A 16,345-nucleotide genomic window follows, 5' to 3' on the forward strand; every position below is an offset into this window, starting at 1 on the left:
CGGTCTGCCCGCGCTGCCCGCGCTGCCGGGCCTGGGTGACGGCTCGTGTGATGACGGGTCCGACGGTGACCCGTCCGGCCTCCCGGGGCTGGGCACTCTGCCCGCGGTCGGTCTGCCCGCGCTGCCGGCGCTGCCGGGTTTGGGTGACCTGCCCGGCGCTGGTGTGCCCGAGCTGCCGGCTCTGGGTGACCTGCCCGCGGTCGGTCTGCCCGCGCTGCCCGCGCTGCCGGGCCTGGGTGACGGCTCGTGTGATGACGGGTCCGACGGTGACCCGTCCGGCCTCCCGGGGCTGGGCACCCTGCCCGCCGTTGGTCTGCCCGCGCTGCCGAGCCTCGGCGACCTGGAGACCCCGCTCGGTGACCTCACCGCGGGTGTCGACACGGCCACCACCGGCCTCGGCGTCGACCTGGACGGCGACGTGCTCGACACGGCCGCCTCCGGCTACCTGGCCAACCCGGACGACTCGGACGCCCCGACCCTTTCGAGCTACACCGACACCGCGCTGGGTGACCTCGCGGCCGGTGCGAAGCTCGACCCGCAGGAGTTCGGCGGCTCGCTCGCCGGCAGCTCCGAGCTCGCGGACGCGGGCCTCGGCCTGGTCGGCCACGCCGGTGGCGACGTCGCCGCGTGGGGTGCCCTCGACACGGTGGCAGGCGACCTGGCCGGTGGCCTGCTCGCGGGCCCCGACGGTTTCGCGGTCGCCGCGGAGTCCCCGCTGGGCTCCTTCTCGGCCAACTCGGACGGTGACTTCTCCATCGAGCCGGGCGACCCGTCCGACCTGCTGGACGTCGACCACCTCGGGGACACCGGCGACGCGGTCGCCGGGACCGTCGCGCACTACGCCACGACCGGCGCAGGCGCTCTCACCGACGGCATCGAGTCCGGCAGTGACAACCTCGAGGGCCTGCTCACCGGTCCGGCCGCGCCGGTCGCCGGTGTCCTCGACACCACGACCGACACCGTCACCGACGGCATCGAGCAGGGTGGCGACCAGGTCTCCGAGCACCTGTCGAACCTCCCGACGGTGGACGACCTGCCGCTGCCGCAGCTGCCCGAGCTCCCCCAGCTGCCGGACCTGCCGACCGTCGACTCCGCCGCGCTGCCCGCGGTGGGCGACGTCACCGGCACGGTGTCCGACACCGTCTCGGGTGTCACGGGCAACCTGCCGGTCGACACGAGCGCCGTCACCGACCTCGTGTCCACCAACCCGGTGACCGATGCCGTTCACGACAGCCCTGTGGGTGGGCTCGTTTCGGGCGTCACCGATCACCTCCCCCAGGACGCCCCGTTGCTGGGCGGCCTGGACCTGGGTCTGTAACGCGCCTTTTCAGCCCAGTGGGAAACAGGGGTTAGCCCCAACCCCTTGGAGCCGGGGTCCGTACGCAGTACGGGCCCCGGCCCCCCTTTCACCCAGATGGGGGAGCACGGCACACTCGTCCGGGTGAGGACTCAGCCCTGGCTCAGCGTTCTCGACGACACCATCGCGGCGTGCATCACGCACCACCGCACTGACCTGGCCGGAAGGCTGGAGACGCGGCGTTCGCTGCTCCTCGAGCCGAAGCTGCGGGTCCCCGTGATCGGAGAGCTGAACCAGGGCAAAAGCCAGTTGGTCAACGCCCTCGTGAACGCCAATGTGTGTGCTGTGGGCGATGATGTGACCACAATCACGCCGACGACCGTAACGCATTCGCAGAAGCCCGTCGCGGCTCTCGTCGCGGACGTTCCGACGTCCGGGAGGCGGGCGATCGGGCCGTCGAACGAGCCGACAAGGATCCCGGTCCCCGTGGACGAGGTCGCCAGGCGGGCGCTGGTCAGCACCCCCGACGTGCACGCCGAGGTCGGCCTGCCGCGGGAGCTCCTGGCCGCCGGGCTGGTGCTGATCGACACCCCGGCCCTCAACTCGACCGGTGCGCTGCGCACCGCGTCCACGTTCGCCGCGCTCGCCACCGCCGACGCGGTGCTCATGATCACCGACGCCACCGGCGAGCTGTGCGCCTCCGAGCTGGATCTGCTCAAGGAGGTCACCTCGCTCTGCCCCGTGGTGACGGTCGTGCTCACGAAGATCGACATCGTGCCGCGCTGGCGCAAGGTGGCCGAGCGCAACCGCGCCCGCCTCGCCGCGGCCGGTCTGCGCGTGAAGGTCGTGCCGGTGTCGGCGTCGGTCCGCCTCGCCGCCGCGCAGACCGGGGACAAGCAGCTCAACGAGGAGTCCGGGTTCGGGGACCTGGTCCGGACCCTGTCGCAGGACGTGCTGAAGAATGGCGACGCGATCGCCCGCGGCGCCACCGCCGTCCTCGCCGCGCAGGCGACCAAGGAGCTGATCGGCCCGCTGACCACCGCGCTGACCGAGGCCCGCACCGGGGAGCAGGGCCGCGCGCAGACGCTGTACCGCGCCGCGCAGCACCGGCTCGACGAGCTGCGCAGACGCACCACCCGCTGGCAGACCATGCTGTCCGACGAGGTCGCCGACCTGATCTCGGACGTCGAGTACGACCTGCGCGACCGCACCCGCAAGATCATCCGGTCCGCCGACGAGTTCTTCGACTCCGCCGACCCGGCCAAGACCTGGGACGACTTCGGGGAATGGCTCCGCGAGGCGCTCGCCGACACCGCGGAGGTCAACTTCGCGTGGCTCGTCGAGCGGTTCCAGTGGGTGGCCGAGAAGATCGCGCGGCAGGTGGCGCTCGAGGAGGCCATCCCGGAGGACGTCGCGGCCGAGGGCATGCTCGACCACGTCGGCGGGCTGGAACCGCCGAGGATCGAGAAGTTCACCATCGGCCAGCAGGTGTTCGTCGGCCTCCGCGGCTCCTACGGCGGCCTGCTGATGTTCGGTCTCGCGACCACGATCGCCGGCATGCCGCTGATCAACCCGATCTCGCTGTCCGCGGGTGCCGCGTTCGGCGCGAAGAGCATCTGGGACGAGCGCAGCGGCAGGCTCAAGCGGCGGCAGGCGCTCGCCAAGCAGACCGCTCAGCGCCATGTCGACGACTTCTTCCTGTCCTACGGCAAGGCCAGCAAGGACACCGCCCGCCAGGTGCAGCGGAAGCTGCGCGACCACTTCCAGGCGGTCGTGGAGCGGCTGCAGTCCGGCATCGCCGAGCAGGCGACCGTCGCCAAGCGCGCCGCGGAGGCGGAGCTGGCCGAGCGGCGGCGCCGCAGCCAGGAGATCGCCGCCGAGGTGGACCGGCTCGCCGTGCTGCACAAGCGGATCCAGGCGCTGGTCGCTCCGGCCGCGCCGCGGGAGCTGACCGCATGAGCGGAGCTCGCGGAACCGTGAGCGGAGCTCGCGAGGGGGCGTCATGACTCTCGCCGACCGCGCGCATGCCATGCTGCGCGAGGCGCTCGACCTGTACCGGGACAGTCCCCGGGCCACCAACTGGCTGCGCCACCACGTCGACCGGCTCGCCGAGCCGCTGCGGGTCGCGGTGGCCGGGCAGCCGGAGGCCGGCAAGTCGACACTCGTGAACTCGCTGGTGGGCGAGGAGATCGCGCCGCTGTCGGTGGAGGGCGGCCGCCAGATCCTCACCTGGTACCGCGGCGGGATGAACCCGAGAGCGCAGGTGTACCCGGTGCAGGCACCGCCCCGGGACGTCCCCGCGGCGCGGATGGGCGGGCGGCTGCACATCGACCTGGAGGGCTGGCGGTCCGACCAACTCGATCGGGTGATCGTCGACTGGCCCGCGCGCACGCTGCGTGGCCTCACGTTGATCGACACCCCGGGCATCGACTCGTCGGAGGTCGGCTCCCGCATCTCGCTCGACGCGGACGCCGTCCTGTACCTCATGCGCCAGCCGCACTCGACGGACGTCGGGTTCCTGCAGTCGCTGCAGGACCACCCGATCGCCCGCGAGGCCCCGGTGAACTCGATCGTCGTGCTGTCCCGTGCCGACGAGGTCGGCGGTGGTCGCATCGACGCGCTGACCTCGGCGAAACAGCTCGCGCGCCGGTACCGGACCGATGTCGGGCTGACCGGGCTGTGCCAGAACGCGATCGCGGTGTCGGGCCTGCTCGCCCACGCCGGGCGCACCCTCACCGAGGAGGAGATGGTGTCCCTCGGTGTGCTGGCGCAGGCCCCGCGGCGGCAGCTGGAGACGGCGATGGTGTCGGCGGACCGGTTCGTCGGCGACGGCGTGCCGCTGCGGCTCGACAGCCGTGTCCGGCTGGCGCTGCTGGAGCGGTTCGGGATGTTCGGCATCCGGCTCGTGACCACGTTGATCCGCCAGGGTTTCACCACCGTGGACGCGCTGTCGGCGGAGCTCGTGACCCGCAGCGGGCTGGCCGAGCTGCGGGAGTCGATCCGGCAGTGCTTCACCGACCGGCACGACGTGCTGAAGGCCAGGTCGGCGTTGCTGGCGCTGGAAGTGGTGCTGCGCATGGAACCCCGGCCCGCGGCGCGCCGGCTGGTGTCGGCGCTGGAGGCGCTGGTGGTGAGCGCGCACGACTTCCGTGAGCTGCGACTCCTGGCGGCGTTGCACGGTGGGCGGACCACGCTGCCGGACCCGCTCGCCGACGAGGCGCGGCGGCTGGTGGGCGGCGTCGGCACGGCACTGCCCGCGCGGCTGGGTTTCGAGCGCGAGGCGTCCGGGCACGAGCTGCACGACGCGGTGTCCGACGCGCTGCGGCGGTGGCAGGAGCAGGCGGAGAACCACGCGCTGGGAACGGGCCAGCGCCGTGCGGCGCGCGTGGTGGTGCGCAGCTGTGAAGGAATGGTCGCGCAACTGACGAGGATCTGAGCGGAGCTTGCGGAGCTGGGCATCGGCGGGTCGGCCGGTTGTGGGGTGCCGTGGTGCTCTAGGTTTGTTGCCTACACCGTTTCGAGGAGGAATCTCGTGGCGCGCGACCCCGACACCATCCAGCGGGAGATCGAGCAGGCGCGGGACGCGCTCGCGTCCACGCTGGACCAGCTCGGTACGAAGGCGAACCCGAAGAAGCTGGTGACCGAGGCCAAGGCGGGCGCGGCGAGCACGCTGAACTCACCGAAGGTCAAGTACCCGCTGATCGGCGTTGGCGCCCTGATCCTGCTGCTCCTGATCCGCAAACTCTTCCGCTGACCCGAGTCGGCACAGAACGACCCGCGAGTTCGACGATGACGAGCTCGCGGGTCGTTCTCGTGTGGGTCAGGTGCCGGAGTTGGCTGGGGCTTCCTGTGGATCTGCCGCCTTGGGGTCGGGCTGCGCGGCGGCGGAGCCCGCGCGCGGGGTCGGGGTCGGCTTCGGGGCCTTCTCCGGTTTCGGCGCCTCGGCCTTCTCCACCGTTTGTTGTGGAGCCTGCTGTGCGGCCCGCTCGGTCGCCTTCTCCGCTGTCCTCTCCGCGGGAGTGGGCACCTCGGCCGGCTTGTCGGGCTGGGTCTTCGCGAGGCGGGCCGTCAGGTACGCCGTCGTGAACTCGACCGCGTCGCCGCCCAGCAGGTGCACCACCGTCCGGTGGCCGGGCTCGTCCGACGTCAGCTTCTCCACCAGCTGGTCCGCGCGGTCCCGGGCGGCGATGAGTCCCGGGGCGTTGCCTGTGAGGGTCTGACCTCGTCCCTTGACCGTCACCGTCCAGTCGTCGCCGTCCGGCGTGTAATGCACTTCGATCGGGTCAGCCATCTTCTTCTCCCACCCTCCTCGGTCCTCCCCGCCCCCCGGTGAGAAAGACACGTTCCGCTGACCATAAACGATCGGCGGTGACCGTGCGTGGTTAATCCGGGCGCAGCCCGAACCACACCAGCCGCATGACGTGTTCGGCGGCTTCCCCCGCCGACACGTCACGGTGGACATACCACGTGGCCAGGCGCTCACACGCCCCGACGACGATCTCGGCGTACGCCTCCAGCTCGCTCACCGGCACGTCCGGCAGGAACGACGAGAACAGCGTGACGTTGATGGCGGTCTGCTGCTGGCGGCCCGCCTCGATCTCGTCCACCGCCTGCTGACCGGCCACTGTCGCCTCGGCCTGGATCAGCTTCCACGACCGCCGGTGCGAGTCGATGAACTCGAAGAACGCCGTGAGCCCGCGCCGCAGCGCCTCCTCGGCCGACTCCACGCCCTCGACCGACGCGATGGTCGCGGCCAGCAGCTCGGCCCGCGCCGCCCGGATGCAGGCGACGAGCAGGCCCTCCTTGGACCCGAAGTACTCGTAGATCATCGGTTTGGAGACGCCGACGCGTTCGGCGATCTCGTCCATCGACGTGTCCCGGTAACCGCGCTCGGCGAAGATCTCCTCCGCCACCGTGAGCATCTGCCGCTCACGCTCCGCGCGCGGCATCCGCTTCCTCGGCTGTTCCTTCGTGGGCGCCACGACGCTACTCTACCGGAAGTAACCTACTCCGAGTAAGGTAGGGCGGCATGGAGTTCCACACCGTGGTGATCGGCACCGGCTTCTCCGGTCTCGGCATGGCCATCCAGCTCAAGAAGGACGGCCGCGAGGACTTCGTCGTCCTCGAGAAGGCCGCCGACGTCGGCGGCACGTGGCGCGACAACACCTATCCCGGCTGCGCCTGCGACATCCAGTCGCACATGTACTCGTTCTCCTTCGAGCAGAACCCGCGCTGGTCGCGGTCGTTCTCGCCGCAGCCGGAGATCTGGCGGTACCTGCGCGACGTCACCGACCGGTACGGGCTGCGCCGCCACATCCGGTTCGGCGTCGAGGTCACCAGCGCCCGGTGGGACCCCGACGAGCACCGCTGGCACATCGGCACCAGCAGTGCAGACGGGACCGGCGACTACACCGCGAAGTTCCTGGTCTCCGGCATCGGCGGGCTGCACATCCCGAACGTCCCGAAGCTGCCCGGCGTCGAACGCTTCCGCGGCAAGGCCTTCCACTCCGCGCAGTGGGACCACGACTACGACCTCACCGGCAAGCGCGTCGCGGTCGTCGGCACTGGCGCGAGCGCGATCCAGTTCGTCCCGCGCATCCAGCCGGACGTCGAGCGGCTGACGATCTTCCAGCGCACGCCGCCGTGGATCATGCCCAAGCCCGACCACGCGATGCCGGGCTGGGTGAAGACCCTGTTCCGCCGGGTTCCCGGCGCGCAGCGGCTCTACCGCGACGTCATCTACTGGCTGCTCGAAGCCCGCGCGATCGGCTTCAACGGCAAGCCCGGCCTGATGAAGGTCGCGTCGCGGATCGCGAAGGCCCACATGCACAAGGCCGTCAAGGACCCGGACCTGCGCCGCAAGCTCACGCCCGACTACGTGATGGGCTGCAAGAGGGTGCTCATCGCCAACGACTACTACCCGGCGCTCACGCAGGACAACGTCGAGGTCAACACCGACGGCATCCGCGAGGTCACCGAGCACGGCATCATCGACGAGCGCGGCGTGGCGCACGAGGTCGACGCGATCATCTACGGCACCGGCTTCCACGTCACCGACGCGTTCGACTACCTCGACATCACCGGCCTCGGCGGCAGGGACCTGTCGAAGGACTGGCGGGACAACGGCATCCAGACCCACCTCGGCATCACCGTCGCGGGTTACCCCAACCTCTTCTTCCTGCTCGGTCCGAACACCGCCCTCGGCCACAACTCGGTCGTCTTCATGATCGAGTCGCAGATCAGGTACGTCTCGCAGGCGATGGCACTGGTCGAGCAGCGCGGTGCACAGGCGCTGGACACGCGGGAGAGCGCCCAGGCGCGGTTCCAGTCGGACATGCAGCGCAAACTGGTGAGCGGCGTGTGGACCCAGGGCGGCTGCAAGAGCTGGTACCTGGACTCGCGGGGCGTGAACCGCACCATCTGGCCGGGTTTCACCTGGCGCTACTGGCTGCGCACCCGCAAGCTCGAAACGCAGGACTTCGACGTGGTCGGCTGATGCTGTCGTCGCGCTCGGTGTTGCGAAGGACCCCTTCTTGTGCTCAGCGTGCTGAAGGGGTCCTTCATCGCCGAGCCGGCCTTCGGGTTGCTCCAGGCGTGCACCGCGCCTGCACGGTTGTGCACCGCCGGTGGCGGCGCGGCCACCGGACCGGCGACGCTTCGACCCGAACAGACACGTGAGGGGAGAAGCCCGTGGCCAAGCTGTCGCCGGCGCAGATCGCCGAGTACGCGCACGACGCCGGATTCCGCGGCCAGGACCTGACGGTGGCGGTGGCGGTCGCGCTCGCCGAGTCCGGTGGGGACCCCAAGGCGCACAACCCGGTGCCGCCGGACAACTCGTACGGGCTGTGGCAGATCAACATGATCGGCTCCCTCGGCCCGGCCCGGCGGGACCAGTTCGACCTGGACGGCAACCGCGAGCTGTTCGACCCGGAGGAGAACGCGAAGGCCGCGTGGGCGATCTCCGGGAAGGGGGACTCGTTCCAGCCGTGGACGACCTACACCAGCGGCGCGTACAAGCAGTACCTCGACGACGCGCGCCGCGGCATCCGGAACATGGACAAGAAGGACGGAAAGGACAAGAAGGGCGACCGTCCGAAGGGGAACGGCGGCGGTTCGGGCCAGGACGGCTTCCTCGTCGACCCGGACGCGCTGTCCGGCTATGCCCGCACCACCCGCGACATCGCCGACGACCTGCGTTCGCTCTCGACCCACCAGCTCAGGAACGTGCGCGGTCTCGCCGAGGACAGCTTCGGCAAAATAGGAAAGGAAACCGGTTTCGCCGCCGCACTCGACCATTTCGGCGCCGCTCTGCAGCGACAGGTCAAGGGTGTCGGCACCAGAGCGGACGACCTCGCGGGCTCCGTGTCCAAGACGGCCCGTGACTACCGCGACGAGGAGCAGGACATCGAACAGGTGCTCCTCGGTCTGCTCCGCGACCGGTAGATCTGCCGTGACCGAGAATTCGCCCGGTTCTGGGTCGATCGGCTTTGTGCGACGCCGTTCGCCGGAGGCCGCCCTCTCACCTGCGTGAACCGCAGCCAGGGCCGCCAGTCGGCGGTAAACTGGCATCTGGCAACATGGCCGGACCAACCGCCAGTGCGTACGCGCGCCATCCCTGCCGGTACTCTGAGCTACGTAGTGATGACCGGATGAGCATGATCGCGCAGACAGGATGCGCCTGATCAGGCAAGATGGTGTGTCGAGCGCACGTGAGCTGACGGATGTGGCCGCGATCCCCGCTACCGGATCGGCGTCTGTCAGCATCGACACGGGGGTTGACGTTTGAACCAGCGAGAGCCCGCTTTTTCCGCTGTTCTGGCGGTCAAGGAGTTCCGTGCGCTCTGGTTCAGCGAAGCCCAGTCCATCGGCGGTGACCAGCTCGCCAAGGTCGCACTGATGATCCTGGTGTACCGGGAGACCAACTCGGCCCTGATGGCCGCGCTCATCTACGCGCTCACGTTCCTCTCCGCGCTCGTCGGCGGCCTCGGCCTGTCCCAGCTGGCGGACCGTTTCCCCCGTCGTGACCTGATCGTCGCCTGCTCGGCCGCGCAGGCCGTCCTGGTCGGCCTGATGGCGATCCCCGGCACGTCGATCCCGGTGCTGTGCGTGCTGGTGCTCGGGGTCGGGCTGGTGCAGTCGCCCGCGCTGGCCGCGCAGAACGCGGTGACCAGGGAAATGTTCACCGATGACGCGCTCTACCTGCGAAGCCAGGACCTCCGCGGCATCACCACCAACACGTTGATGTTGCTCGGACTGGCGGGCGGCGGCGTGCTGGTCGTGGGCATCGGCCCGTCGTGGGCACTCGCACTGGACGCGTTGACCTTCGTTGTGAGCACGCTCGTCGTGTGGCGGTGGGTCCACGACCGTCCGGTCGCGGGAACGAAGAAGGACGGCTGGTTCGGCGGTGCGCGGTGGGCGTTCTCGGAACGCAAGGCCAGGGTGCTGATCACGCTGTCCTGGCTGGTCGGCCTGGTGGTCGTCCCGGAGGGGCTCGCGGCGCCCCTCGCACACGCGATAGGCGCGGGTGACGAGGGGGTCGGCCTGTTGCTCGCCGCCGATCCGCTCGGTTTCGTGTTGGGCGCGTTCGTGTTGTCCCGCTTCGTGGGAGCAGAGACGCGGGTTCGGATCATCGGCGTGCTGGCGACGGGTGCGGGGGCGGTGCTGATCCTGTTCGTGCTCCAGCCGAGCCTCGGCTTCGCCCTGGCGCTGCTCGCGCTCGCCGGAGCACTCGGCGCGTACCTGATCACCGTTACCGCGACGTTCAACACCCTGACGCCGAACGAGATCCGCGGAGGTGCCTTCGGTCTTTACCGCACCGGACTACGGGTGTCACAGGGAGTTGGCGTCGTATTGGGCGGAGCGGTGGCCCAGTGGACCGGCTCCGCGACCAACACCGTCGCTCTTGCGGGCGTCCTCGCCGTCGCGATCGCCATCCCTGCGACCGTCGCCTGGGCGCGACTACAGCGAGTAGATCGTCGTACTCCCCTAACCGAGCGGACACGCAGTTACCCGAGTGAAGCACCGAGCACGTAGTGCCCGTCACAACGTCGGGTTTTGTACGTTCTCAACAACAGGGAACTCAGGCGTCACGGTCACGGTCCGACATGTATGTCACCTCCCCGCAGGTCAAGGCCGGGCTATAGTACTTCAGCCGTCTCGCCCCCGACAGGTCGCAGAAGCGAGATAGTAGTGGGTATGTGTTCGTCACGACCGAGTGGTGCCGCGGTCACACCTGCAGTCAGGCTTGCTTATGCCCGACGGGGATGAGGTGCGTCGACCGATGCCGTTCGACACTCGTGACCAATCACGGGAGCCACCTCCTGACGAGACCGTCGTCTCGGACCGCGCGGAGCGGTCGCAGCGTCGGCGACGCTCCGAGCACGTCGCACATTCGCTACCCCATAGTGTGAACGATCAGCGCGAAGAACGGCAGGGGTACCTCCGAATTATCGTGAATCCACGCCGATGGGCTGTTTGGAAGCAGCCTTGGCGAATGACCACGTACGCCATCGCATGGGAGCTCATCGCCGCGGTGGCCGTTGTCGTCGCGGTTACGGGATCCCCGGCGCCGCACGGCCTCGACTGGTTCCGGTTCGCATCGCTGGCGATCTGCGCGACGATCCACATCCAGCTGTCCCGCCGCCAGGAGGAAAGGCGGCGAAGCCGGCAGTCCACCGTGCACATCGACCTCACCGCGATCTGGGTCTTCCCCGCGGTGCTGGTGCTGCCGGTCCAGCTGGCCCTGCTGGTGATCCTCATCGTGCGTGTGCAGCGCTGGTTCACCGCCCGTCGACCGTTGAACCGGTTCATCTTCTCCACCGCGAGCCTGTCCTGCGCCGCGCTGCTCACCCACGCCACGATCGAGGCCTTCGGCGACCTTTCGATGGCCGAGCTCACGGGGCAGGACTCCCTGCGGCAGTTCCTCGTGCTGGCGCTGGGCGGGCTCGTCTACCTCGGCACGCAGGTGGGGATCATCGGCGGGTTCTTCGCCCTGGGCAACCAGTCGCCTACCGCGCGCACGGTGCTGGGCAGCAAGGAGGACAACGAACTCGAAGCCGTGACCGTCGCGCTGGGCATGGTGACCGCGATCCTGCTGGCCAACTTCCCGGCCGCGTTGGTGATCATGGTCGTGGTCAGTGTCGTCGGCAACCGGATCGCGGAAGTCCGCCAGCTGCAAGTGGATGTGCGGACCGATCCCAAGACCGGGTTGCTCAACATGCGAGGCTGGCGCGAGGTCGCGGAGCGCGAGATGAACCGCTCCAGCCGTGACAGCCTGCCGTGCGCGTTGCTGATGGTGGACCTCGACCACTTCAAGTCGATCAACGACACGTGGGGTCACCCGGCGGGTGACGACGTGCTGGAGTACGTGTCGCACGCGTTGCGCAGCGCGACGCGGCCGAGCGACGTGGTCGGCCGGTTCGGCGGCGAGGAGTTCGTGCTCCTCCTGCCGGACGCGGACACCGCGGAGGCGGAGGCGGCCGGTGAGCGGATCAGGCAGACGATTTCGGAACTGCACGTGCCGACCACCGACAAACGCGGCGGGCCGGTGGCGATCTCCAATCGGACGACCTCGATCGGAGTCGCGGTATACCCCGTACACGCCGATGCGCTGGACGCTCTGCTGCAAGCCGCGGATGCCGCCGTATACGAAGCGAAAGAAGGCGGGAGAAACCAGGTGCGGACCGCGGGTTAATCACCAGGAGTCACGATCCCGGCAGTTCTCGCACTTTCCGAGTTGCGATTTCGCGCCGATTTCGGGAACCAGGTTTGGGCCGCGCGAAACGGGGTACCGATCACCGCCCGGAGCTGCCCGCTGCCCCAGAGTAGTACCGGGGTAGGGGGCAGAAGATCAGGGTGAATCCGGATGGGCCCGGTGATCTCGGCCAGTACCCTTCGACCCCATGGGGAAACCAGGACGGTTGCCCCGGTTCAGCGCACTGGTGGCGATCGTGCTGGCGGCGGCCGGCTTCGCGGTGATCGCCTCCCGGCCGGATCCGCCCAGGTACGAGCCGCCGACGGGGGACGTCGCCAAGGCGGAGCGGGTGATCGAGGACCAGCTCGACCCGAAGGCGGGACGGGACCCGATCGCGGAGCTGCCGGCGGACTTCAGCAGGGTCAGTGGACGCGAACCGGTGCACATGACGGCGCCCGACGGCACGACACGTGCCGTCCACCCCGGCGGGGGGTGCTCATCGCCGTGGGGGGCCACGACGTGGGACTACAGCGTGGGCTGCAAGGCCCACGACCTCGGCTACGACCTCCTGCGCTACGCGGAGGCCAAGGGCCAGCCACTCTCGCCTGACCTGAGAGAACGGCTCGACGACCGCCTCTCGCAGGACATGCACGCGCAGTGCCGCTACAACCCGCGCGGCTCGGCGGGCACGTGCGAGGTCGTCGCCTCCATCTACACCGTCGGCCTCGTCGTCAACTCCTGGCACCAGCGCTGGGGGCCGCCCCGCAACGAGCCGGTCGGCGTGTGGTCGATCGCCATGGTCGTGATCATGCTGCTGATCGCGGTGCGCGCGCCGGGCATCGCGCGCAAGGGCGCTCCCCGGGGCAGGCCGACCGCGCACCACCCGGTGCTGGACGAGACCGAGCAGGCGCAGGCGCACAGCATGAGCCTCCTGCGCGTCCTCAGCCTGACGGGCATCGTCCTCGGCGAGTCGCTGCTGGCGTTCGTCATGCGCGGCGACTCGGAACCCCCCTGGGCCTGGCCGTTCACCTGGCTGCTGCAGCTCGTGCCGCTGTTCTTCCTCGCGGGCGGCCACTCGAACCTGCTGGCCTGGCGCGCCATGGAGGGCCACTACGTCACGTACCTGGCGAGCCGGGTCGGCTGGCTGATCCGGCCGGTGCTCGCGTTCGTGATCGCCTGGCTGGTGGTCCCGCTGTCCCTCGAGATGTTGCGGGCGCCGGAGAGCGCGGTCGCCGAGTTCAGCCGCCTGATCGTCCAGCCGCTGTGGCTGCTCGGCCTGTACCTGCTGGTCGTCGCCGCCACCCCGCTCATGCACCGGCTCCACAAGACGCTCCCGGTGGTCACGCCGGTCGTGCTGCTGGCCGGGGTCGTCGGCCTCGGTTTCGTGGGCGGCTCCCTCGCCGCGCACGCGGGTGGCGTGCTCGTCGCGCTGCTGTTCGCCCAGCTGGCCTTCCACTGCGCGGACGGGACGCTGTGGCTGGTCCCGCGCCCGGTGCTGCTCGGGGTGGCCGCGGCCGCGTTCACCGGGCTGGTGCTGCTCACGGTGTTCGGCGCGCAGCCGAAGCTCCAGCTCGCCGAGCCGACCGGGTACGCCGCGTTCGCGCCGTCGCTCGCCGGGGTGCTGCTCATCGGCGTCGTGCAGACCGTGCTCGTGGCGCTGCCCCGCGAACGCGGCCTGCGGGTGCTGTCGACCAGCGCGCCCGCGAGGGTGGCGGCCGTGGTGCGGGCCGCGCCCATGACCGTCTACCTGGTGTACCTGTGCGCGATGCTCGTGCTGGAGGGCCTGATCGGGGTCGCGAGCCAGGCCACGGGCATCGGCTGGCTCACCCAGCCGCGCACGATCTTCGCGGTCGGCCTGATCGCCCTGCCGACGCTGCTCGCGTTCCTGTGGTTCGAGCGCCACCCGCCGGAGCCCGCGGAACCGGCGACCGGCCCGCCGTCGAGGCGGGGCTGGCGGGACACGCTCGCCGCGGTCCTCGGCGTCGCGTACGGCGCGCTGGGGGTCGTCGGGTTCGCGGTGGCCGGTCTGTCCGGTTGGAGCGTCACGGCCGACGTGCTGGGCATGCCCATCGACCCGATGGCGAACCTGATCCACCTGCTCGTCGGCTGGTACCTGGTGCACTGCGTCCACCTGCACACGAGCTCGCGGCCCGGTCCGTGGATCGTGACGGCGGTCGCTTGTGTGCCACCCATGCTGACGACGGTCAGCGGGTCTGGCACCGTGGTACACACCGTGACGATGGTCGGTGCGTTGGCGGTGGCGGTGGCGTGCACACCCGCGCTGACCCGCGCGAGCACGGCGCGGGCGGTGCCGGCCGGGCACTGAGGCGACACGAAATGCCGCGTCGGTGCGATCACCGTGAGCGACGTATGCCACCCTACGGGACAACCTCGCGATATCGGGGAACGTCTTACTCCATGGAGAGCGGGTATCGCGGGAGCGGGAGGGGAGCCGGGGTGAACTACCGGAGGCCTGATGGACCTGTGTCGGGGCGGGGCAGGCAGCAGCCGCCGCCGTCACGTGACGACAGGCGCACGCCCCCGCCCGCGAACTCGGGACGGGTGGTCGGCGGCCGCACCGGTGGCCGCCGGGACCGGCACGAACCCGAGACCGAGCGGGTGCCCCGCCGCGACGACCCGAAGCCCCGCCCGGCGCCGCGCACCTCGGACGCCCGCTGGCAGCCCCGGCCAGAACCCGCGCCGAGGCCGCGGCCCCGCCGGACGTCCCGCCCGGGCCTGACCGGCGCCAAGACCGTCGTCGCGTTCCTGTCGGTGCTGGTGCTGGTCGGCACCGGCTACTACTGGAACCGGATCGACTCGTTCACCGACGACCTGATCACCGCGGACGTCATCGACGCCCCGCCGGTCGAGAAGCCGGCCGACGGCGCGATCGACATCCTGATGGTCGGCATGGACAGCCGCACCGACGCGCAGGGCCACCCGCTGTCCGACGAGCAGCTCGCGATGCTGAGCGCCGGCGTGGCCGACGGCGAGCAGAACACCGACACGCTGATCATGATCCGGATCCCGAACGACGGTGGTCCGGCGGTCGGCGTGTCCATGCCGCGCGACTCCTACGTGGACATCCCCGGCTACGGCCAGCACAAGATCAACTCCGCCTACGCGCGGGCCAAGAACGACGCGCTGGCCAGGTTCCGCGAGGAGGGCGTCTCCGACGAGGCCAAGCTCCAGGTGGATTCCAACCAGGAGGGTGCGAAGAAGCTCATCGAGACCGTCCAGGAGCTGACCGGCGCGGGTATCGACCACTACGCCGAGGTCAACCTGCTCGGCTTCTACGACATCACGAACGCCATCGGCGGCATCGACGTGTGTCTCAACGCGCCCGTCGACGACGAGTACTCCGGCGCGCGCTTCCCCGCTGGGCCGCAGAACCTGGCCGGTGTGCAGGCGCTCGCGTTCGTCCGGCAGCGCCACGGGCTGCCCAACGGCGACCTGGACCGCATCGTGCGCCAGCAGGTGTTCATGTCCGGCATGGCGAAGAAGGTGTTCTCGGGGGACATGCTGACGCCGGGGTCGGAGACGCTGGACAAGCTGCAGGCGGCGATCCAGAAGTCGGTCGTGCTGGACCAGGACTGGAACATCATGCAGTTCGCCCAGCAGATGATCGGCATCACCGGCGGCAAGGTCGAGTTCAAGACGATCCCGCACGGCACCATCGACCTGCAGACCGAGAGCGACGGTTCCGCGGTCGAGATCGACCCCACCGAGGTCAAGGACTTCGTCAGCGGCCTGATCGCCAAGAAGGACGACGACAAGGGCGCCGGCGAACCGCAGCCCGGTGGCGACGACAGCTCGGTCGACAACTCGAAGACGACCGTCAACGTGCGTAACGCCACGGACCGAGGTGGCCTCGCCGGTTCCGTGGCCGACGTGCTGGGCGCCGAGGGCTTCGTCAAGGGCGAGGTCGACAACGCCGACCCGCGCGATTCGACTGTGGTCCGGCACGCGGCGGGCGAGAAGGACGCCGGCGACCGCGTTGCCGCGGCCCTGGGCGGGAACGTGCAGGTGGAGGAGGACGCGAACCTCCCGGTCGGCAGCGTCACCGTCCTACTGGGAGCCGACTACGAAGGCCCCGGCGCGTCCGGTTCGGACAGTGCGGCAGGCAGTGGTGACGGGCTGTCCGGCAAGCGCCTGGTGGACCTGTCCGGCGGCGGTCCCGCCCGGACTCAGGCCCAGCAACCCAACCAAGGCGGCTGCGTCAACTGATGTAGCGCGGAACGGCCGAACAGACCTTCTGGTTCACCCGTTCGGGTTACTCGCAAAAGCAAATTCTGAAAAGCCGCGTAATCGCACGCGGGTTGGTTGCTTCCTCATATGTCGGCACCCCGGTCGGG

11 protein-coding genes and 1 pseudogene are annotated in these 16,345 nt (G+C 69.9%); 10 read left to right on the plus strand and 2 right to left on the minus strand.

Annotated elements, in window-relative coordinates; all coding sequences use genetic code 11:
- From FHR82_RS02565 to FHR82_RS02580, 4 genes and pseudogenes are all read left to right on the plus strand, one after another.
- Positions 1-1,318, plus strand: a pseudogene (locus FHR82_RS02565) (hypothetical protein); the annotation flags it as partial.
- 96 nt (positions 1,319-1,414) lie between these two features.
- Positions 1,415-3,256, plus strand: coding sequence for a dynamin family protein (locus FHR82_RS02570; protein WP_221463267.1), 1,842 nt, complete (start codon positions 1,415-1,417; stop codon positions 3,254-3,256).
- A 43-nt stretch (positions 3,257-3,299) separates the two neighbouring features.
- Positions 3,300-4,733 carry a P-loop NTPase family protein gene (locus FHR82_RS02575; RefSeq protein WP_184808576.1) on the plus strand — a complete coding sequence of 478 codons (1,434 nt, stop codon included), beginning with the start codon at positions 3,300-3,302 and terminating at the stop codon, positions 4,731-4,733.
- 96 nt (positions 4,734-4,829) lie between these two features.
- A complete protein-coding gene (locus FHR82_RS02580) occupies positions 4,830-5,051 on the plus strand; it encodes a DUF3618 domain-containing protein (protein ID WP_184808577.1) in 222 nt (73 codons plus the stop codon).
- Positions 5,052-5,117: 66 nt separating this feature from the next.
- On the opposite strand, the gene FHR82_RS02585 is transcribed toward FHR82_RS02580, so the two are convergent.
- Positions 5,118-5,588 carry a hypothetical protein gene (locus FHR82_RS02585; protein WP_184808578.1) on the minus strand — a complete coding sequence of 157 codons (471 nt, stop codon included), beginning with the start codon at positions 5,586-5,588 and terminating at the stop codon, positions 5,118-5,120.
- A 91-nt stretch (positions 5,589-5,679) separates the two neighbouring features.
- Positions 5,680-6,279 (minus strand): TetR/AcrR family transcriptional regulator, encoded by a 600-nt coding sequence (locus FHR82_RS02590; RefSeq protein WP_376706381.1) that lies wholly within the window; start codon positions 6,277-6,279, stop codon positions 5,680-5,682.
- Positions 6,280-6,326: 47 nt separating this feature from the next.
- Between FHR82_RS02590 and FHR82_RS02595 the strand changes: the two genes are divergently transcribed.
- From FHR82_RS02595 to FHR82_RS02620, 6 genes are all read left to right on the plus strand, one after another.
- On the plus strand, positions 6,327-7,793 hold the full coding sequence (locus FHR82_RS02595; RefSeq protein WP_184808579.1) for a flavin-containing monooxygenase: 1,467 nt from the start codon (positions 6,327-6,329) through the stop codon (positions 7,791-7,793).
- Between the two features lie 194 nt (positions 7,794-7,987).
- Positions 7,988-8,740, plus strand: a complete 753-nt coding sequence (locus FHR82_RS02600) for a transglycosylase SLT domain-containing protein (RefSeq protein WP_184808580.1) — start codon at positions 7,988-7,990, stop codon at positions 8,738-8,740.
- 339 nt (positions 8,741-9,079) lie between these two features.
- Positions 9,080-10,330 (plus strand): MFS transporter, encoded by a 1,251-nt coding sequence (locus FHR82_RS02605; protein WP_184808581.1) that lies wholly within the window; start codon positions 9,080-9,082, stop codon positions 10,328-10,330.
- A gap of 373 nt (positions 10,331-10,703) precedes the next feature.
- On the plus strand, positions 10,704-11,990 hold the full coding sequence (locus FHR82_RS02610) for a GGDEF domain-containing protein (protein ID WP_311770835.1): 1,287 nt from the start codon (positions 10,704-10,706) through the stop codon (positions 11,988-11,990).
- Positions 11,991-12,198: 208 nt separating this feature from the next.
- Positions 12,199-14,316, plus strand: a complete 2,118-nt coding sequence (locus FHR82_RS02615; protein WP_184808582.1) for a phospholipase A2 — start codon at positions 12,199-12,201, stop codon at positions 14,314-14,316.
- A gap of 131 nt (positions 14,317-14,447) precedes the next feature.
- The gene (locus FHR82_RS02620; RefSeq protein WP_311770836.1) at positions 14,448-16,217 is read left to right on the plus strand and encodes an LCP family protein; all 1,770 of its coding nucleotides are present in this window, start codon (positions 14,448-14,450) and stop codon (positions 16,215-16,217) included.
- The last annotated feature ends 128 nt before the right edge of the window (positions 16,218-16,345 follow it).

Origin of the sequence: Actinophytocola algeriensis (assembly GCF_014203735.1) — a bacterium.
In the GTDB taxonomy this organism is placed as follows: domain Bacteria; phylum Actinomycetota; class Actinomycetes; order Mycobacteriales; family Pseudonocardiaceae; genus Actinophytocola; species Actinophytocola algeriensis.